Here is a 16089-nt window from a genome sequence, read left to right as displayed (position 1 = left end):
GGGCGGGGATCCGGTCGGGTGGCGGGGACGCCATCCTATGGTGGAATCGTGCCCGCCCGCCAGCGATCGGCCGCGCGGCGGGCCGGCTGTTCAGGCCGCAGCCGCCGACACTGCCTTCAGCGTCGAGCGCAGGCCGTCCAGGCGTCCCGCCGCCATGGCCTCGCCGGCACGCGCGGCGGCCTCCACCTCGCCCAGCAGGTGCGCCAGGCGCGGGCTGCCGAGATTGGCCGCCGCCCCCTTGGCGCGGTGGGCGGCGGCGCGCACCTGGTCGGCCGGCAGGTCGGGTTCGGCCAGCGTCGTCAGCGTTTCCTCCACGCTCTCGAGCATGGCCTGGAACAGCCGGCGTTCCTGCTCGCTGCCGATGGCGGCAGCGGTCCGCTCGCGGCGCTGGGTGTCGATCAGCGCCGGGCGGTCGTCGGATGGCACGGGGTCGGATGGCGCGGGGGCGGCCGGCTCTGGCTCAGCGACCGCGCGCGGCACGGCGTCGATCGCCACGGGCGGTGTGCGCACCAGCCCGGCGGCCACCTGCCAAAGGCGCGAGAAATCCACCGGCTTCACCAGCACCGCCTCCATGCCGGCCGCCAGGCATTCCACGCGCTGCGCCTCGGTCGCGTCTGCGGTCAGGCCGATGATCGGCAGGGTGGCGGCCGGTCCGCTGCCGGCGCGGATGCGCCGCGTCGCCTCGACCCCATCCATGTCGGGCATGCGCACATCCATCAGGATCAGGTCGAAGCCGCCGCGCTCGGCCGCCTTCACCACCTCGCGCCCGTTCTCGGCGATCGTCACCCGATGCCCCGCCGCCTGTAGCGTCTCGCGCATCAGTTCCTGGTTCAGGGCGGAATCCTCGGCCACCAGGATGGCCATGGACGGCAAGGCCGGCATCACCCAGGTGCCGGCCTCGCGCGGCCGCCGCGCCTCGGCGGTGATCAGGCCCAGATTGACGTGGAAGCGGCTGCCGACCCCCTCCTTGCTGTCGAAATCGATGTCGCCGCCCATGAGTTGGCTCAGCCGGCGGCAGATCACCAGGCCCAGGCCGGTACCGCCGAAGCGGCGCGTGATCGAGCTGTCGGCCTGCGCGAAGGGCTTGAACAGGCGCTGGCGATGGTCGTCTGGAATGCCGATCCCGGTGTCGCGCACCTCGATCCGCAGCGCGACCGGCCGGCCGGAGGGGTCGCCGCGGACGGCGCCGCGCACGACGATATGCACGTCGACCCGCCCCTCACGGGTGAACTTGAGGGCGTTGCCGATCAGGTTGCCCAGGATCTGCTGGATGCGCACCGGGTCCCCGCGCAGGAAGGGCGGGGGTGGCGACAGGGGATGCAGGCGCAGCTCCAGCCCTTTTTCGGCCGCGGCCGGCCGGAACAGGGAGATGACCTCGTCCAGCAGCTGCTCCAGGTCGAAATCGACGGTTTCCAGTTCCAGCAGCCCGGCCTCGATCTTCGAGACGTCCAGCATGTCGTTGAGGACCGCCAGCAGGTTCTCGCCGGCCGAACGGATGATCGAGGTGTGGTGATGCAGGCGGGGCGGCAGGTCGGGGGCGGTCCGCAGCAGCCGGTTCATGCCGAGGATGGCGTTCATCGGCGTGCGGATCTCGTGACTGAGGACGGCCAGGAAGCCGGTCTTGGCGCGATTGGCGGTCTCGGCCGTGGCCAGCGCCTGGGCCTGGGCGCGATAGGACCGCAGGACCACCCACGAGAAGATCGCCAGCACCAGCAGGCCGCCGACCGAGAAGGCGGCCAGCAGCAGCGATCGCTCATGCACGGGGGCCAGCACCTCCTCGAGGTCGACGGCCACCACCGCGTTCTGGCCGAAGCCGGGAATGCCCGCCGACGCCAGCATCCAGGCACCCTCGTTGTCGCCCAGAACCCCGTTGAAATAGGCAACGCGGACGCCGCCGTCGCGCGGGACCTGTCCGCCGGTCCCGGCCGGCAGCATCCAGCGGCCCGCATTGTCGGCCTTGCCCATGCCATAGGCGGCCAGGATCGTCCCATCCGGATAGGCGATGGCACCGGCATGGGCGCTGCCGCTGGCCGCCAGCCGGCCCATGATGGTGGCGAAATAGTCGGCGTTCAGCATCGTGCCGACCGCACCGTGGAACTTGCCGGCGGCGTCGCGCAGCGGCCAGGCGAACACCACCGCGCGCTGGCCGATCTGCGGCATCATCATCGGGCGGGAGTGGATGTAGCGCCGCGACGGGTCCGCGGCCAGCAGGCGGAAATTGGGATTCAGGCCGAAATTCATGCCGATCGTTTCCTGGGCCGCCGCCAGCCGCACGATCCCCGCGGCGTCGGTGACGGCAAAGCCCATCGCCTGCGGCAGCTGCTGGATGCCCTGGCGCGCCAGGGGCGTCGTGCGCTCGAGAAACGTCTCCAGGCTTTCGCCCGATTGCAGGAAGGTCTCGGCGACGCCGTGCATGTGCAGGTCGATCGCCTGGATGGTGCGGTCGACATATTCGGCCAGCAACAGCGCCGTGGCCGAGGCCGCACGCTCCGTCGCCTGCAGCATCGCCTGCCGATCCTGCTGCGCCGTCACCCAGTTGCCCGCGATCGCCACCACCAGGATGGCGATATAGCCGGTGACGACGAGGGAGATGACGGTGGTCCAGGAATGCCGGCGATGGCCGGATGGCTGGCCGTCCGACATCACGCTCGGCCGTAGGTGTCCTCGAACCGCACGATATCGTCCTCCCCGAGGTAGCTGCCGGTCTGCACTTCGATCAGGTGAAGCGGAATGCGGCCGGGATTTTCCAGTCTATGACGCTGCCCCAGTGGAATGTAGATGGATTCGTTCTCCTGCAGCAGTCGATCTTCGTTGCCGCAGGTCACGCGGGCGGTGCCGCTGACGACGATCCAGTGTTCCGCGCGATGGTGGTGCATCTGCAAGGATAGCTGTCCGCCTTCCTTGACCTGGATGTGCTTCACCTGGTGGCGCACGCCGAGGTCGATCGTCTCGTAGTAGCCCCATGGCCGATAGATGCGCTTGTGGCTCTTCACTTCGCGGCGCTTGCGGGCCGCCAGCAGGTCGACGATCCGGCGCACGTCCTGCGAGCGCTCGCGCGCCATGACGATCAGGGCGTCGTCGGTATCGACGACGCTGATGCCCTCGACGCCCAGCAGCGCCACCAGCCGCTTGTCGCCGCGCACGTAGCAGTCGCGGCTGTCCAGGGCCACGACATCGCCGGAAAAGGCGTTGCCGTCCCCATCCTTGGCCGTGATCTCCCACAAGGCCTGCCAGGAGCCGAGGTCGCTCCAGGTCATCTCCACCGGCACGACCACGGCGTCGCCGGTGTGCTCCATCACCGCATGGTCGATCGAGATGGAGGGCGAGGCCGCGAACGCGTCGCGGCCGAGCCGCAGGAAGTCGAGGTCGCCGCCGCCGGCCGCAACCGCCGCCGCTGCTGCCGCCGCCACCGCCGGCTGCAGCCGCTCGATCTCGGCCAGGTACTGGTCGCAGCGCAGCACGAAGATGCCGCTGTTCCACCAGCCATGGCCGGTGGCCAGCAGGGCCTCGGCCTCGGCGCGCGGCGGCTTTTCCACGAAGCGATCGACCTTGAAGACGCCCTCGAGGCCGGCGGCCGCCCCCTGCACGATATACCCGTAGCCGCTGTCCGGCCCGGTCGGCTTGATGCCGAAAAGCGCGAAGCGGCCTTCCGCCGCCGCGGCGGCGGCGCGCGCGACCGCCGCGTGGAAGGCCGCCAGGTCGGCGATGTGGTGGTCTGACGGCAGCACCAGCATCACCCCGCCCGGGTCGGTGCGGGCGATGATGGCGGCCGCCACGGCCACGGCCGGTGCCGTGTTGCGCCCGACCGGCTCCAGCACGATCGCCGACGGCTGGACGCCGATGGCGCGCAGCTGCTCGGCCACCAGGAAACGGTGGTCCTCGTTGCAGACGACGAGCGGCGGGGCGAACAAGGCCGCGTCCGTCACCCGCGTTGCCGTCTCCTGCAAGAGCGATGTCGGCCCCAGCAGAGGCAGCAACTGCTTGGGCAGGTCGGCGCGGGACATCGGCCACAGGCGCGTTCCGGACCCCCCCGACAGGATGACCGGATGGAGACGGGGGTGGATCGGTGGCATCGGCGGCGTCCTTTGCGCGGGTGGGCCTGGTGCGGGGCGCGGGCTGCGAGCGGGCAGGGGGCGGTCGGGACGGGTTTCAGGCGATCTCCAGCCGGCCGCCGCCGCTGTTGGCGGCCGCGTGGAGGGCGGCCAGCGCGCGGCCGGGCAGCTCCCGCAAGCCTCCCGGCAGGTCGCCCGGGCACCACGCCATGCCGGCACTGGCCGTCACGCCGGCGATGCCGGCGTCGGCGCCGAGGTCGGCGGCCGCGATCGCGGCTACCCAGCGGCGGGTCCGCGCCTCGGCATCGGGGGCCTGGGTCCGGCGCAACAGGATGAACAGGCGATCCTCGCCATCCTGGGCCATGAGGTCGCCCAGGCAGCCGGGTTCGCGGCCCATCCGGTCGGCGAGCGCCAGGTTCAGGCGCAGCAACGCTTCCCCGCCATGGCGCTCGGCCAGGGCAACGTGCCCGTCGATGCGGATCGCCACCAGCGCCATCGGCGGCGACCGGTCGGCCAGGGCTGCGGCCTCCAGCGTGGCGTCGATCAGTTCGCGATGGGGCAGCAGCAGTTGCGGGTCGACGACCCGGCCGGGGGCGCCCTTGGCCGGCAGCTCCGGCTCGGGCCGGCGGTCGGCATCCATGCGCAGCCGCAGCGCCGAGCGGACGCGGGCCAGCAGTTCCGACTTCTGCACTGGCTTGCGGATATAGTCGGCCGCCCCGGCGGCGAACGCCTGCTGCAGGGAGGCATTCTCCTGGCGGGCCGTCACCATCAGGACCGGCACGTCGCGATAGCGGGGGTCGCTCTTGATCCGGCCGCAGGCGGCGATGCCGTCGATCCCCGGCAGCATGACGTCGAGCAGGATCACGTCGACCGCGGCGGCGGCGGCCGGCTCGTCCAGCTTCAGCCGCAGGAACGCCTCCTCGGCCGATTCCGCCATGTCCTCGACGCGGAAGCCGTCGCCGGTCAGGAGCACGCTGATCAGCTCCCGGATCTCCGGCACGTCGTCGACCACCAGCGCACGCATGTCCCGCCCTGCCTTCATCCGTATGGTTCCGCCGCTGTCGACCGCCAAAGACCGACAGCGCATGATGAACTAATACCGTGCCGTGCGCGCCGCCGTCACGACCAGCCTGCACCATTGGCATACGACATATATTGGTGGATATATCGCCAATGCCGGTTCACTTGCCTCCTGGAAGCCGATGCTGGGCCTGACCGACGCCGAGATGGCGGCGATCCGCCTCAGCCTGCTGGTCGCGGGCTGGGCCACCGCGGCCAGCCTGCCGGTGGCGGTCCTGGTGGCGCTGGCGCTGGCGCGCGGGCGGTTTCCCGGCGTCGGGCTGCTGAACGCGCTGGTCCACCTGCCGCTGATCATGCCGCCGGTGGTGACGGGCTACCTGCTGTTGCTGCTGTTCGGGCGCCGGGGGGTGCTGGGCGCCTTCCTGGCCGAGCATCTGGGGATCGTGCTGGCGTTCCGCTGGACCGGGGCGGCGCTGGCCGCCGCCGTCATGGGTTTCCCTCTGATGGTGCGCGCGATCCGCCTGTCCCTGGAAGCGGTCGACCGCCGGCTGGAGGATGCCGCCGGCACGCTGGGGGCGGCCCCCGCCTGGGTGTTCCTCACCGTCACCCTGCCGCTGACGCTGCCCGGCATCATCGCCGGCACCGTGTTGTGCTTCGCTAAGGCGATGGGCGAATTCGGCGCCACGATCACCTTCGTCTCCAGCATCCCGGGCGAAACCCAGACCCTGCCGTCGGCCATCTATGCCTTCACCCAGGTGCCGGGCGGGGACGCCGGCGCGCTGCGGCTGACGGCGATCTCGGTCGCGATCTCGGTGGCGGCGCTGCTGGCATCGGAATGGCTGGCGCGGCGTGCGGGTCACCGGCTGGGGCTCGACGTGCGGGCCAGCACCTGATGCGGCTCGACGTCGATGTCCGCCACCGCTTCGGGGGCTTCGCGCTGGATGCCCGCTTCACCGGCGAGGCCGGGCTGACGGCGCTCTTCGGCCGCTCCGGCTCGGGCAAGACCTCGCTCGTCAACATCGTGGCCGGGCTGGTGCGGCCGGACGAGGGGCGCGTGGTGGTCGACGGGCGGGTGCTGGTGGATCGGGCGGCCGGCGTCTTCGTGCCGCGCCACCGCCGGCGCATTGGCTACATCTTCCAGGAATCGCGCCTCTTCCCCCATCTCAGCGTCCGCCACAACCTGCTGTATGGCCGCTGGTTCACCCGTGCGGCCGACCGCCGCGACGGCCTGGACCGGGTGGTGGCGATCCTCGGCATCGACCATCTCCTGGATCGCCGGCCGGCCGGGCTGTCGGGCGGCGAGCGCCAGCGGGTGGCGATCGGCCGGGCGCTGCTGGCCAGCCCGCGCATCCTCCTGATGGACGAGCCGCTGGCCGCCCTCGACCATGCCCGCAAGGCCGAGATCCTGCCTTACATCGAACGCCTGCGCGACGAAGCGGGCATCCCGATCCTCTATGTCAGCCACGCGATCGACGAGGTGGCGCGCCTCGCCGGCACGGTCGTGCTGATGGCGGGCGGGCGCGTGCTGGCGTCGGGGCCGGCGGGCCAGATCCTGGCCCGCGTCGACCTGGAACCCCTGGCGGGCGCCGACGAGGCGGGCGCGGTGCTGGAGGGGCGGGTGGAATCGGTCGATGACGGGTTCGGCCTGGCGACGGTGCATTCCCCGGCCGGGCCGCTGCTCGTGCCGGGGCAGGGGCTGGCGGCGGGTGCCCGCCTGCGCCTGCGCATCCGCGCCCGCGACGTGATGCTGGCGACCGTCCCGCCACAGGGGATCAGCGCCCTCAACCAGTTCGCGGGCCGGATCGTCGCCATCGCCGAGGGTCAGGGGGCCGCGGCCGACGTGCAGGTCGCCTGTGGTGCCGCGGTGCTGGTCGCCCGCGTGACGCGCCGGTCGGTGGAGCAGTTGGGCCTGCGGCCGGGGCTACCCGTCTTCGCCGTCGTCAAGTCGGTCGCGATCGACCCCGGATAGGGCCTGGCGCCACGCTTGAGGGCCAGGACCAGCGCCAGGCCGGTGGCTGCCATGGCGGCACCGGCCGCGGCTACCGCCGGATATCCCAGCCCGGCATCGATCACGGCGCCGCCCATCGCTGCCCCCAGCGCATTGCCGAGGTTGAAGGCGCCGATGTTCATGGCCGAGGCCAGGTTCGGGGCATCGCCGGCCGCCTGCATCACGCGCATCTGCAAGGGCGGGACGAGCGCGAAGCTGGCGATCCCCCACAGGAAGATCAGCACCGCGGCCGGCAGCGGCCAGCGCATGCCGACCGCGAACAGGCCCAGGAGCAGCGTCATGCCGGCCAGCGTCGCGATCAGCGTGCCATCGACCGAACGGTCGGCATAGCGGCCCCCCAGCCAGTTCCCGAGCGTCAGCCCCAGCCCGTAGACCACGAGCATCCCGGCGACGAACGCGTTGGACGCGCCGGTCTCTTCCTGCAGGATCGGGGCGAAGTAGGTGAAGACCGTGAACATCGCGATCGAGCCGATCACCGTCAGCAGCAATGCCGACAGGACCGGCCGGCGCCCGAGCACGCGCAACTCGGCCCGCATGTCGGCGCCGGCGTCGGCCGCCATGTCGGGCAGGGCCAGCCGTAGCGCCGTCATGGCCGCCAGGCCGAGGCCGGTCACCGCCCAGAACACGGCGCGCCAGCCGAACTGCTCGGCCGCCCAGGCGGCCAGCGGTACGCCCGCGACATTGGCGATCGTCAGCCCCATGAACATGGCCGCGACCGCGCCCGCCCGCTTGTCCGCCGGCACCAGCCGGGCGGCGACGACGGAGCCGACGCCGAAGAAGGCGCCATGGCTGAGCGAGGTGAAGACCCGCGCGAACAGCAGCGTGCCGTACCCGCCCGACAGCGCGGCCAGCAGGTTGCCGACCGTGAAGATGCCCATCATCGCGATCAGCAACGTGCGGCGGGGCACGCGGGCGGTGGTCATCGTCAGCAAGGGGGCGCCGACCAGCACGCCGAACGCGTAGGCGCTGACCAGCAATCCGGCGGTCGGGATCGAGACTTCGAGGTCGGTGGCGATCGTCGGCAGCATGCCCATCGGCGAGAATTCGGTGACGCCGATGCCGAAGGCGCCGACCGCGAGCGCCATGATGGCGGGATTGAGTTTCATGATGGGTCCTGGACTGTTCGGCAGCACAGGTGGCAGCGCCCGCCGGAAGGCAGTAGAGACAGGTCCGGACCAGCACCTTTGCGTCGGATTCACAGATGACACGGACCAGGGTCGATCGCGCGGGCGACATGGAGGTCTTCGACGCGGTCGTCCGGGCTGGCAGCCTGTCCGCTGCCGGGCGGGCGCTGGGGCTGACGCCATCGGCGGTCAGCCGCATCGTTTCGCGGATAGAAACGCGGCTCGGCGTCCGCCTCATCGTCCGCACGACGCGGGCGCTGCGGCTGACGCCAGAGGGCGAGGCCTATCACCTGGCGGCGCGGCGGATCCTGGGCGACCTGGCCGAATCCGAGAGCGCCATCGCCTATCAGGCCGCCCCGCGCGGCCGGCTGCGCGTCAGCGTCGGGCTGGCCTATGGCCGGCTGACGATCGTCCCGTTATTGGCCGGGTTCGTCGCGCGCTATCCGGGGATCGTCGTCGAGATCAATCTCAGCGACGAACTGGTGGACATGCTGGCGGGCCAGGCCGACGTGGCGATCCGCTTCGGGCCGCTGACCGACAGCCCGCTGACCGCCCGGCGGCTCGGCACCAACGGCCGCACGATCGTCGCATCGCCGGATTACCTGGCGCGGGCCGGCACGCCGCAAGTGCCGGACGATCTGCTCGCCCACAACTGCCTCAACTTCAGCTTCCGGCGCGCCGACCCCGCCTGGCCGTTCCGCCACCAGGGGCGCGACTACGTGCTGAGCGTCGGCGGCAACATCGAGGCCAACAACGGGGAAACGCTGGTGCAACTGGCCCAGCAGGGCGTCGGCATCGCCCGGGTGGGCAGCTTCCATGTCGACGACGACATCGCGGCCGGCCGGCTGGTCCGGCTGCTGGACGCGTTCAACCCCGGCGATACCGAGGACGTGCACGCCCTGTTCGTCGGTGGCGCCAGCATGCCGCGGCGCATCCGCGTCTTCGTCGACTACCTCGTCGAGCGATTGCACCGGCCCGCCGCCACGGCCGGCTAGCCCTCGTCGTCCATGTCGGGGGCGACGAATGCGGGCGGGCGCTCGGACAGGGATGCCGCGAATGCCGCGAGGTGCTGGCCGGCGGCGCTCTCGACCTCTGCCTCCATCCGGCGATAGCGCGCGATCAGGGCCTGGCCGGCGGCCGTCAGCACGGCCCCACCGCCGCCCGATCCGCCATGCTGGGTCGCCACCATGGGTTCGCGGAACGCCTGGTTCAGGCTGTCGACCAGCAGCCAGGCGCGGCGGTAGGACATGCCCATCGCGCGCCCCGCGGCCGAGATCGAGCCCTGGGCGCCGATCAGCTCGAGCAGGCGGATCTTGCCCGGCCCCAGCGCCCCATGCTCGCCGAAATCGACGCGGATCGTCAGCCGAGCCTCGCCCCCGCCGCGGGCCGGGTTGCGGGCAAGGCGGGTGACGCCGCGTGGTGCGGGCTTGTCGGGGGGCGGGCTCATGGCGGTCGGGCACGAGGCTACAGCAGCGGGGCTGCCCTGCAACCCCCTTCCGGCCGGTGGCCGTCCTGGACTACACCGGTCGTCCCGACGCTTGTCCCCCGAAAGGATCCCCGATGCCGTTCGTCAATGTCCGTCTCGTCGCCGGCCCCGACCAGGCCAAGAAGGACGAGATGGCCCGCAAGATCGCCGATGCCATCCACACCGTGAACGGCAGCGCCAAGGAATCCGTCTGGGTGGTGTTCGAGGAAGTGGCCGCCGAGGACTGGTATCTGGGTGAGCGGTCGGTGGCCGAGATCCGCAAGAGCAAGAAATGACCGGGCCCGCGCCCCTCGTCCTGCTGCCCGGCCACATGGCCGACGAGGGGCTGTGGGACCATCCGCTCCGCCACCTGGCCGCGACCGTCCCGGTCACGGTGGCCGACCTCAGCCGCCACGACAGCCTGGCCGCCATGGCCGGGGCCGTGCTGGCCACGGCACCGGACCGGTTCGCGCTGGCGGGCTTCTCCATGGGTGGCTACCTCGCCTTCGAGATCCTGCGCCAGGCGCCGGGGCGGGTGTCGCGCCTGGCGCTGCTTGACACCTCGGCCCGGCCGGACACGCCCGAGCAGCGGGAGCGCCGCCACCGCTTCATGGCGATGGGCGAGCGCGGCGAGTTGAACCAGGTGATGGACGCCTACATGCCGATCTTCGTCCATCCCGACCGGCTGGCCGACGCCGCCCTGGTCGGCGGGCTGATGGCGATGGCCCATCGCGTCGGCCGCGACGGCTTCCTCAACCAGCAGAAGGCGATGCTGGGCCGGCCGGACTCGCGCGGCGACCTCGGCCGCATCGCCGTGCCGACCCTGGTCGCCTGCGGCCGCCAGGACGCGCTGACCCCGCCCGAACTGCATGCCGAGATGGCGGCCGGCATCCCCGGCGCCCGGCTGGTGGTGATCGAGGATTCGGGCCACATGACGCCGCTCGAACGGCCGCAGGCCGTCACCGCCCTGCTGCAATACTGGCTGCAGGACTGATTTCTCTCCGCCAAGCAAGGAACGTCCCATGGCCCGGCGCGCCGTCATCGTCGTCTGCGACAGCCTGCGGCAGGATCTGATCCGGCCCGACACCGCCCCGGTGCTGGCGGGACTGATGGCGGATGCCTGCGCGTTCCGCGCTTATCGCAGCGTGTTCCCCTCCACGACCCGCACCAGCTCCGCCTCGATGGCGACCGGCTGCCTGCCGGCGACGCACGGGCTGCTGGGCAACACGATGGCGCTCGACGAGGGCGAGGGGCTGGTCTGCCGCTCGGTTGGCAACCCGGATTTCCGCCAGCGCATGCGCCGCGCCACCGGTGCCACCCTGAAGGTGCCGACGCTGGCCCAGCGGCTGGCCCCCCATGGCGGGGCCGTCGTCATGTCCAACGTCTCGGCCGGGGCGGCCTACTTCCACGACCCGGACGGGTGGGGCTACGTCTATCACCGCGCCGGTTCCTTCGGCCCGGGCCTGGAGCCCGAGACGGGCGACCGCCACCTCGCCATCGGTATCGGCGCCGAGGGCGACCGGGCGATGACCGACCGCTTCTGCGGCGAGGTCCTGTCGGACCGCCGGCCCGCCCTGGGCGTGCTGTGGTTGTCCGAGCCCGACCATACCGGCCACGCCGAGCCGCTGGGCTCGCCCGCCCACCTGGCCGCGATCCGCACCGCCGACGACCGGGTGGCCCAGGTCCTGGCCACCGTCGCCCGGCTGGAGGCGGCGGGCGACGCGGTGCTGGTCGTCGTCTGCTCCGACCACGGGATGGAGACGACCCGGCGCACGGTCGATGCCACTGCCCGGCTGGTCGCATCCGGCCTGAAGGACGCGGCCGACAGCACCGACATCGTGCTGGCGCCGAACGGCACGGGCGCGGTAATCTATGCCGCACCGCACGCCCGCGACCGCGGGCCGGCGCTGCGACGGTTTCTTGAAGCCGAGGATTGGGTCGGCCGGGTCTTCGCCGGGCCGGAACTGGCCGAACTGGGCATGCCGGCCGGCGGCGACGTGCTGCTCGCCCTGACCACGGCGGCCGACGACGAGCCCAATGGCTATGGCGTGCGGGGCCGCGCCGACATCGTGGCCGATCCGGAAAGCAGCAAGAGCTATGACGGCTTCGGCCAGCATGGCGGCATCGGCGTGAACGAGCAGAACCCGTTCCTGGTTGTTCGGGGCGGCGGCTTCGCCACGGCGCGGGCGACCGATCACCCGGCCTCTCTCATCGACATCGCGCCCACCGTGCTGCGCCATCTGGGCCAGCCGGCCGAAGGCATGGACGGCCGCGCGCTGCCGCTGGACCCGCCTCAGGTGGTGTAGACCCCACCCGTCACGTTGATCGCCTGGCCTGTCATGAAGCGGGCGCCGTCGCCCGCCAGGAAGACGACGACGTCGGCCACGTCCTCGGGCTCCTCCAGCCGGCCGAGCGGCGTCTGCCGGATGTAGTCGGCGACGACTTCATCGGGGGTCATGCCGCGCAGCGTCGATTCCCAGGCGATCTCGCGCTCCTGCATGCCGGTGCGCACGAAACCGGGGCAGACGGCGTTGACGCGGATGCCGTCGGCCGCCACCTCGCGCGCCAGCGCCTGGGTGAAGCCCACCACGGCGAACTTGCTGGCGGAATAGTGGGCCAGCAGCGGCGCGCCCACCTTGCCGGCCAGCGAGGCGGTGTTGACGATGACGCCGCGGGTGCCACGCGCCAGGAACCGGCGCACGGCGCAGCGATCGACCAGGAAGACGCCCTTGGCGTTGACGGCCATGTTGGCGTCCCATTCCGCCTCGCTCAGGTCGACGACGCGGTTCATGGTCGAGATGCCGGCATTGGCGACGACGATGTCGAGCGGGCCCAGGGTGGCCTCCGCCGCGGCGAACGCGGCCTCCACCGCGCCGGCGTCGGTCACGTCGAGCGCGCCGCCGCCAGCCGCGCCCATGCACCGGGCCGCCGCCTGCGCGGCCGGCCCGTCGAGGTCGGTCAGCCACACCGCGGCGCCGGCCCGGTTCAGGGCAGCCGCTATCGCCCGGCCGATGCCGCGCGCGGCACCCGTCACCAGGGCACGCCGGCCGTCGAGGGAGAAGGGGGTGGCGGTGCTGGTCATCGCATCTCCGGACCGGTGCCGCCGGCACAGGCGACGCAGAAGGCGGTGGTCGGCTCGTGGTCGAGCTGGCTGGCCGCGATCTGCCCGCCGCAGCGGGTGCAATAGCCGTACTGGCCGGCCTCGATCCGCGCCAAGGCCGCATCGATCCGCCGGATCATCGATTGCCGCCGCTGCTCTGCCAGGAACGCCGCATCGGCGACTTGCCGAGAGCGGTCGGGCTCGAACCTGCTCCCCATATCGGGCTCTCCCCTGTCTTCGGGAATCGAGGAGAACACATCCCTGGCGATTGGCAAATGGCACCGGCGGTGATCATTCTGATATGGCCGGCGATGGGGGGCCGGCCGACGATGACCGCCATCCGCTTTTCGCGCATCGCCCTGGTCGCCACCGTGGCCCTGTTCTTCGCCCTGGTGGCGCTCGGCAACATCACCGACTACGGCAGCAACTTCGCCTTCGTGCAGCATGTCCTGGCGATGGACACGACCTTCAAGTCGCCGGCCCTGATGTGGCGCGCCATCGCGAATCCGACGCTGCACCACGCGGCCTACATCCTGATCATCGCCTGGCAGGTCGCGACGGCAGCCCTCCTGTGGCTGGGCGTCGCGCGGCTGTGGCAGGCGCGGACCGCCCCGCGCCGGCAGTTCCAGGCGGCGCGCGGGGCGGCGATCCTGGGCCTGACGGCCGGCTTCCTGCTCTATGCCGGGGGCTTCATCGCCGTCGGCGGCGAGTGGTTCGCCATGTGGCAGTCGCAGACCTGGAACGGCCAGCGCGCGGCCGCGATCTTCCTGCTGGTGATCGGCGTGGCGTTGCTGCACCTGACGGGCGGCGAGGAGGCCGACTGACGCCTTGGCAAGGGCGGCAAACCCTCGTAAGCCGGGCGCACGCAGAAGCGAACGAAGACCCGGGAGGGGACAGGACATGCTGCCCGAGATGAAGGACGTGGTGGTGATCGGCGCCGGCAACGCGGCCATGTGCGCGGCCCTGGCGGCGCGTGAGCAGGGCGCCTCGGTGCTGGTGCTGGAACGCGCGCCGGAGGGCGAGCGCGGCGGCAACACGCGTTTCACCGCCGGCGCCATCCGCTGCGTCTATGATGGGGTCGACGACCTCAAGGCGCTGATGCCGGACCTGACGAACGAAGAGATCGCCAACACCGATTTCGGCACCTACACGGCCGAGAAGTTCTTCGACGACATGGGCCGGGTGACGGAATACCGCGCCAACCCCGACCTGGTGGAACTGCTGGTCCACCGCTCGCGCCCGACGCTGCGCTGGATGCGCGAGAAGGGCGTGCGCTTTGCGCCGATCTGGGGCCGCCAGGCCTTCAAGGTCGATGGCCGCTTCAAGTTCTGGGGCGGGCTGACGGTCGAGGCCTGGGGCGGCGGGCCGGGCCTGGTCGACGCGCTCTTCACGGCCGCCGCGCGCGAGGGCATCGAGGTCGTCTACGAGGCGCGCGCCGTGTCGCTGGTGTCGGGCGACGACGGGGTCACCGGCGTGCGCGTGCGCCATGGCGGCCGCACGCGCGAGGTGCGGGCCAAGGCCGTGGTGATCGCGGCCGGCGGCTTCGAGGCCAACTCGGAGATGCGCACCCGCTATCTCGGCCCAGGCTGGGACCTGGCCAAGGTGCGGGGCAGCCGCTTCAACACCGGCGACGGCATCACCATGGCCCTGGCGGCCGGGGCCATGCCCTATGGCAACTGGTCCGGCTGCCACGCCGTCGGCTGGGACCGCAACGCGCCCGAGTTCGGCGACCTGGCGGTCGGCGACGGCTTCCAGAAGCACAGCTACCCCTTCAGCATCATGCTGAACGCCAATGGCGAGCGCTTCGTCGACGAGGGGGCCGACTTCCGCAACTACACCTACGCCAAGTACGGCCGGGTCATCCTGAACCAGCCCAACCAGTTCGCCTGGCAGATATTCGACCGCAAGACCGCCCACCTGCTGCGCGACGAGTACCGCATCCGCCAGGTGACCAAGGTACAGGCGGCCACCCTGGAAGAGCTGGTGCAGAAGCTGGACGATGTCGATCCGGTGCGGGCGCTGGCCACCATCCACGCCTATAACGCGGCCGTGCGCACCGACATCCCGTTCGATCCCAACGTGAAGGACGGGCGCACGACGGAAGGGCTGGCGATCCCCAAGTCGAACTGGGCCAACACCATCGACGAGGGACCGTTCGAGGCCTACGCCGTCACCTGCGGCATCACCTTCACCTTCGGTGGCCTGCGCGTCGATGGCGAGGGGCGGGTGGTCGACACCGAGGGCCAGGCGATCCCCGGCCTCTATGCCGCGGGCGAACTGGTGGGCGGGCTCTTCTATTTCAACTATCCGGGCGGCACCGGCCTGATGTCGGGGGCCGTCTTCGGCAAGCTGGCCGGGACCAGCGCCGGGGCGCGCGCCAGCGGCCGGGCCTGAACGGCAGCCCCCTTGCCCTGGCCGGGGCAAGGGGGCTGCCGGCTGCTACTTCGCGATCGTCGCCACCACCTGGCCGGTGGCGACGTCGACCGCCGAGCCGTCCTCCAGGCTGATGCGATAGAATTCCCGCAGGACGTTGCCCGAGAAGCCGATCTCGACGATCGACACGTCCTTGAAGGTGGTGGCGATGCCGTCGGGCAGGACGGCGTTGAACTCGTCCGCCACCTGCTTCATGGCCGCCTGCACCGGCGGGTCGAACTTGGCCATGCTGTAGACCAGCGTGTTGTGCGGGTTGTGCGAGCGCAACTCCTTGCCGTCCTTCACCACGTTGACGCCGCTGACGCCGACCGTCTTCACCAAGTCCTTGGCGGCGTCGCCCATCTTGGCGAAGACCGGCCCGGTGCAGCGCGGCAGCGGCCCGTCGCGCAGCGGCGTCAGGGCGGCGGTGGCAACGGTGTTGTAGGACATCAGCGTCTCGAAGCCGTCGCCCGTCTTGACGATGCCGAGGTCGAGCCACCAGGGGTGGCCGGCATCCTTGGCGGCCTCGGTCGTGTAGAAGGTCTTCAGGGTCAGCACGATCGGCGCCGGCACCTTGGGCAGGGCCTTCAGCATCTTCTGTGGCGTCGCCGGGTCGGCGCTGTGCAGGTGGACGACGGTGACGTGCGGGAGGTTCGACGTCCGCGCCTCGTCCTTCAGGCCGAGCCGCAGCAGGTGCGCCTGCAACGGCCCGGTGATCTTCGCGTCCAGCACCCCGGTCACGTCCGGCGGCAGCCGGTAGACCAGGCCGTAGGTCGCGACATGGCCGCGAAAGGCGCTGCCGTCGAGCGAACTGTTGTCGATCGCCTGCGCCGACGCCGCCATGGCGCCGCCCATGCCGACCGCCAGCCCCACCACCATGTTCACGATGTGCCGAAAGGATGTCACGC

Annotated in this window: 15 protein-coding genes and 1 pseudogene; 8 read left to right on the top strand and 8 right to left on the bottom strand. The window is 71.5% G+C overall.

The features are described 5' to 3' along the window. Window positions 1–90: 90 nt before the first annotated feature. The 3 genes from STVA_RS20425 to STVA_RS20415 all read right to left on the bottom strand — a co-directional run bounded on the left by STVA_RS20425 (window position 91) and on the right by STVA_RS20415 (window position 5094). Window positions 91–2643: an ATP-binding protein gene (locus tag STVA_RS20425; protein ID WP_123691537.1), complete on the bottom strand. Its 2553-nt coding sequence runs from the start codon at window positions 2641–2643 to the stop codon at window positions 91–93. Further along, on the bottom strand, window positions 2643–4004 hold the full coding sequence (locus STVA_RS20420) for a mannose-1-phosphate guanylyltransferase/mannose-6-phosphate isomerase (RefSeq protein ID WP_276508829.1): 1362 nt from the start codon (window positions 4002–4004) through the stop codon (window positions 2643–2645). The genes STVA_RS20425 and STVA_RS20420 overlap by 1 nt, the downstream gene beginning before the upstream one ends. 145 nt (window positions 4005–4149) lie before the next feature. Next, complete coding sequence (locus STVA_RS20415) at window positions 4150–5094, bottom strand: response regulator (protein ID WP_170216549.1); 945 nt, start codon at window positions 5092–5094, stop codon at window positions 4150–4152. Between the two features lie 160 nt (window positions 5095–5254). Between STVA_RS20415 and modB the strand changes: the two genes are divergently transcribed. Both modB and modC read left to right on the top strand, forming a co-directional pair. Continuing rightward, window positions 5255–5965: a molybdate ABC transporter permease subunit gene (modB, locus tag STVA_RS20410; RefSeq protein ID WP_123691531.1), complete on the top strand. Its 711-nt coding sequence runs from the start codon at window positions 5255–5257 to the stop codon at window positions 5963–5965. After that, on the top strand, window positions 5965–7041 hold the full coding sequence (modC, locus tag STVA_RS20405) for a molybdenum ABC transporter ATP-binding protein (protein WP_123691529.1): 1077 nt from the start codon (window positions 5965–5967) through the stop codon (window positions 7039–7041). The genes modB and modC overlap by 1 nt, the downstream gene beginning before the upstream one ends. A 92-nt stretch (window positions 7042–7133) precedes the next feature. Here modC and STVA_RS20400 read toward each other — a convergent pair. Further along, window positions 7134–8108 (bottom strand): annotated as a pseudogene (locus tag STVA_RS20400) (MFS transporter); the annotation flags it as partial. Between the two features lie 173 nt (window positions 8109–8281). Between STVA_RS20400 and STVA_RS20395 the strand changes: the two are divergent. Further along, window positions 8282–9199 carry a LysR family transcriptional regulator gene (locus STVA_RS20395; protein WP_123691527.1) on the top strand — a complete coding sequence of 306 codons (918 nt, stop codon included), beginning with the start codon at window positions 8282–8284 and terminating at the stop codon, window positions 9197–9199. Here STVA_RS20395 and STVA_RS20390 read toward each other — a convergent pair. Beyond that, window positions 9196–9651, bottom strand: a complete 456-nt coding sequence (locus tag STVA_RS20390; RefSeq protein WP_123691525.1) for a winged helix-turn-helix domain-containing protein — start codon at window positions 9649–9651, stop codon at window positions 9196–9198. The two genes, STVA_RS20395 and STVA_RS20390, sit on opposite strands and share 4 nt — an antisense overlap. A 113-nt stretch (window positions 9652–9764) precedes the next feature. On the opposite strand from STVA_RS20390, the gene STVA_RS20385 reads away from it, so the two are divergent. The 3 genes from STVA_RS20385 to STVA_RS20375 are packed head-to-tail and all read left to right on the top strand — an operon-like array spanning window position 9765 to window position 11975. Further along, entirely contained in the window at window positions 9765–9965 is a 201-nt protein-coding gene (locus tag STVA_RS20385) for a tautomerase family protein (protein WP_123691523.1), read from the top strand. Beyond that, window positions 9962–10663, top strand: coding sequence for an alpha/beta fold hydrolase (locus tag STVA_RS20380; protein WP_123691521.1), 702 nt, complete (start codon window positions 9962–9964; stop codon window positions 10661–10663). The genes STVA_RS20385 and STVA_RS20380 overlap by 4 nt, the downstream gene beginning before the upstream one ends. 28 nt (window positions 10664–10691) lie before the next feature. Further along, the gene (locus STVA_RS20375; RefSeq protein ID WP_123691519.1) at window positions 10692–11975 is read left to right on the top strand and encodes an alkaline phosphatase family protein; all 1284 of its coding nucleotides are present in this window, start codon (window positions 10692–10694) and stop codon (window positions 11973–11975) included. Here the strand turns inward: STVA_RS20375 and STVA_RS20370 are convergent. Next, window positions 11963–12751: an SDR family NAD(P)-dependent oxidoreductase gene (locus STVA_RS20370; protein WP_123691517.1), complete on the bottom strand. Its 789-nt coding sequence runs from the start codon at window positions 12749–12751 to the stop codon at window positions 11963–11965. The genes STVA_RS20375 and STVA_RS20370 overlap by 13 nt on opposite strands. Then, window positions 12748–12987, bottom strand: a complete 240-nt coding sequence (locus tag STVA_RS20365; RefSeq protein ID WP_123691515.1) for a TraR/DksA family transcriptional regulator — start codon at window positions 12985–12987, stop codon at window positions 12748–12750. Before STVA_RS20365 ends, STVA_RS20370 begins: the two co-directional genes overlap by 4 nt. 111 nt (window positions 12988–13098) lie before the next feature. On the opposite strand from STVA_RS20365, the gene STVA_RS20360 reads away from it, so the two are divergent. Next, on the top strand, window positions 13099–13593 hold the full coding sequence (locus STVA_RS20360) for a DUF2165 family protein (RefSeq protein WP_123692844.1): 495 nt from the start codon (window positions 13099–13101) through the stop codon (window positions 13591–13593). Window positions 13594–13669: 76 nt separating this feature from the next. Further along, the gene (gene tcuA / locus STVA_RS20355) at window positions 13670–15163 is read left to right on the top strand and encodes an FAD-dependent tricarballylate dehydrogenase TcuA (protein WP_123691513.1); all 1494 of its coding nucleotides are present in this window, start codon (window positions 13670–13672) and stop codon (window positions 15161–15163) included. 45 nt (window positions 15164–15208) lie between these two features. Here tcuA and STVA_RS20350 read toward each other — a convergent pair whose 3' ends face one another. Then, window positions 15209–16087: a hypothetical protein gene (locus STVA_RS20350; RefSeq protein ID WP_197735694.1), complete on the bottom strand. Its 879-nt coding sequence runs from the start codon at window positions 16085–16087 to the stop codon at window positions 15209–15211. Window positions 16088–16089: the final 2 nt, after the last annotated feature.

Origin of the sequence: Stella humosa, assembly GCF_006738645.1 — a bacterium.
GTDB lineage: Bacteria > Pseudomonadota > Alphaproteobacteria > ATCC43930 > Allostellaceae > Allostella > Allostella humosa.
Note: the sequence above shows the minus strand (reverse complement) of the source record. Positions and strands in the feature narration are given on the sequence as shown.

Bases quoted from the DNA above. Each gene is read 5' to 3' on its own strand.
- STVA_RS20425 (WP_123691537.1), bottom strand. From the start codon at position 2,643: ATGTCGGACGGCCAGCCATCCGGCCATCGCCGGCATTCCTGGACCACC.
- STVA_RS20420 (WP_276508829.1), bottom strand. From the start codon at position 4,004: ATGTCCCGCGCCGACCTGCCCAAGCAGTTGCTGCCTCTGCTGGGGCCG.
- STVA_RS20415 (WP_170216549.1), bottom strand. From the start codon at position 5,094: ATGAAGGCAGGGCGGGACATGCGTGCGCTGGTGGTCGACGACGTGCCG.
- modB (WP_123691531.1), top strand. From the start codon at position 5,255: ATGCTGGGCCTGACCGACGCCGAGATGGCGGCGATCCGCCTCAGCCTG.
- modC (WP_123691529.1), top strand. From the start codon at position 5,965: ATGCGGCTCGACGTCGATGTCCGCCACCGCTTCGGGGGCTTCGCGCTG.
- STVA_RS20395 (WP_123691527.1), top strand. From the start codon at position 8,282: ATGACACGGACCAGGGTCGATCGCGCGGGCGACATGGAGGTCTTCGAC.
- STVA_RS20390 (WP_123691525.1), bottom strand. From the start codon at position 9,651: ATGAGCCCGCCCCCCGACAAGCCCGCACCACGCGGCGTCACCCGCCTT.
- STVA_RS20385 (WP_123691523.1), top strand. From the start codon at position 9,765: ATGCCGTTCGTCAATGTCCGTCTCGTCGCCGGCCCCGACCAGGCCAAG.
- STVA_RS20380 (WP_123691521.1), top strand. From the start codon at position 9,962: ATGACCGGGCCCGCGCCCCTCGTCCTGCTGCCCGGCCACATGGCCGAC.
- STVA_RS20375 (WP_123691519.1), top strand. From the start codon at position 10,692: ATGGCCCGGCGCGCCGTCATCGTCGTCTGCGACAGCCTGCGGCAGGAT.
- STVA_RS20370 (WP_123691517.1), bottom strand. From the start codon at position 12,751: ATGACCAGCACCGCCACCCCCTTCTCCCTCGACGGCCGGCGTGCCCTG.
- STVA_RS20365 (WP_123691515.1), bottom strand. From the start codon at position 12,987: ATGGGGAGCAGGTTCGAGCCCGACCGCTCTCGGCAAGTCGCCGATGCG.
- STVA_RS20360 (WP_123692844.1), top strand. From the start codon at position 13,099: ATGACCGCCATCCGCTTTTCGCGCATCGCCCTGGTCGCCACCGTGGCC.
- tcuA (WP_123691513.1), top strand. From the start codon at position 13,670: ATGCTGCCCGAGATGAAGGACGTGGTGGTGATCGGCGCCGGCAACGCG.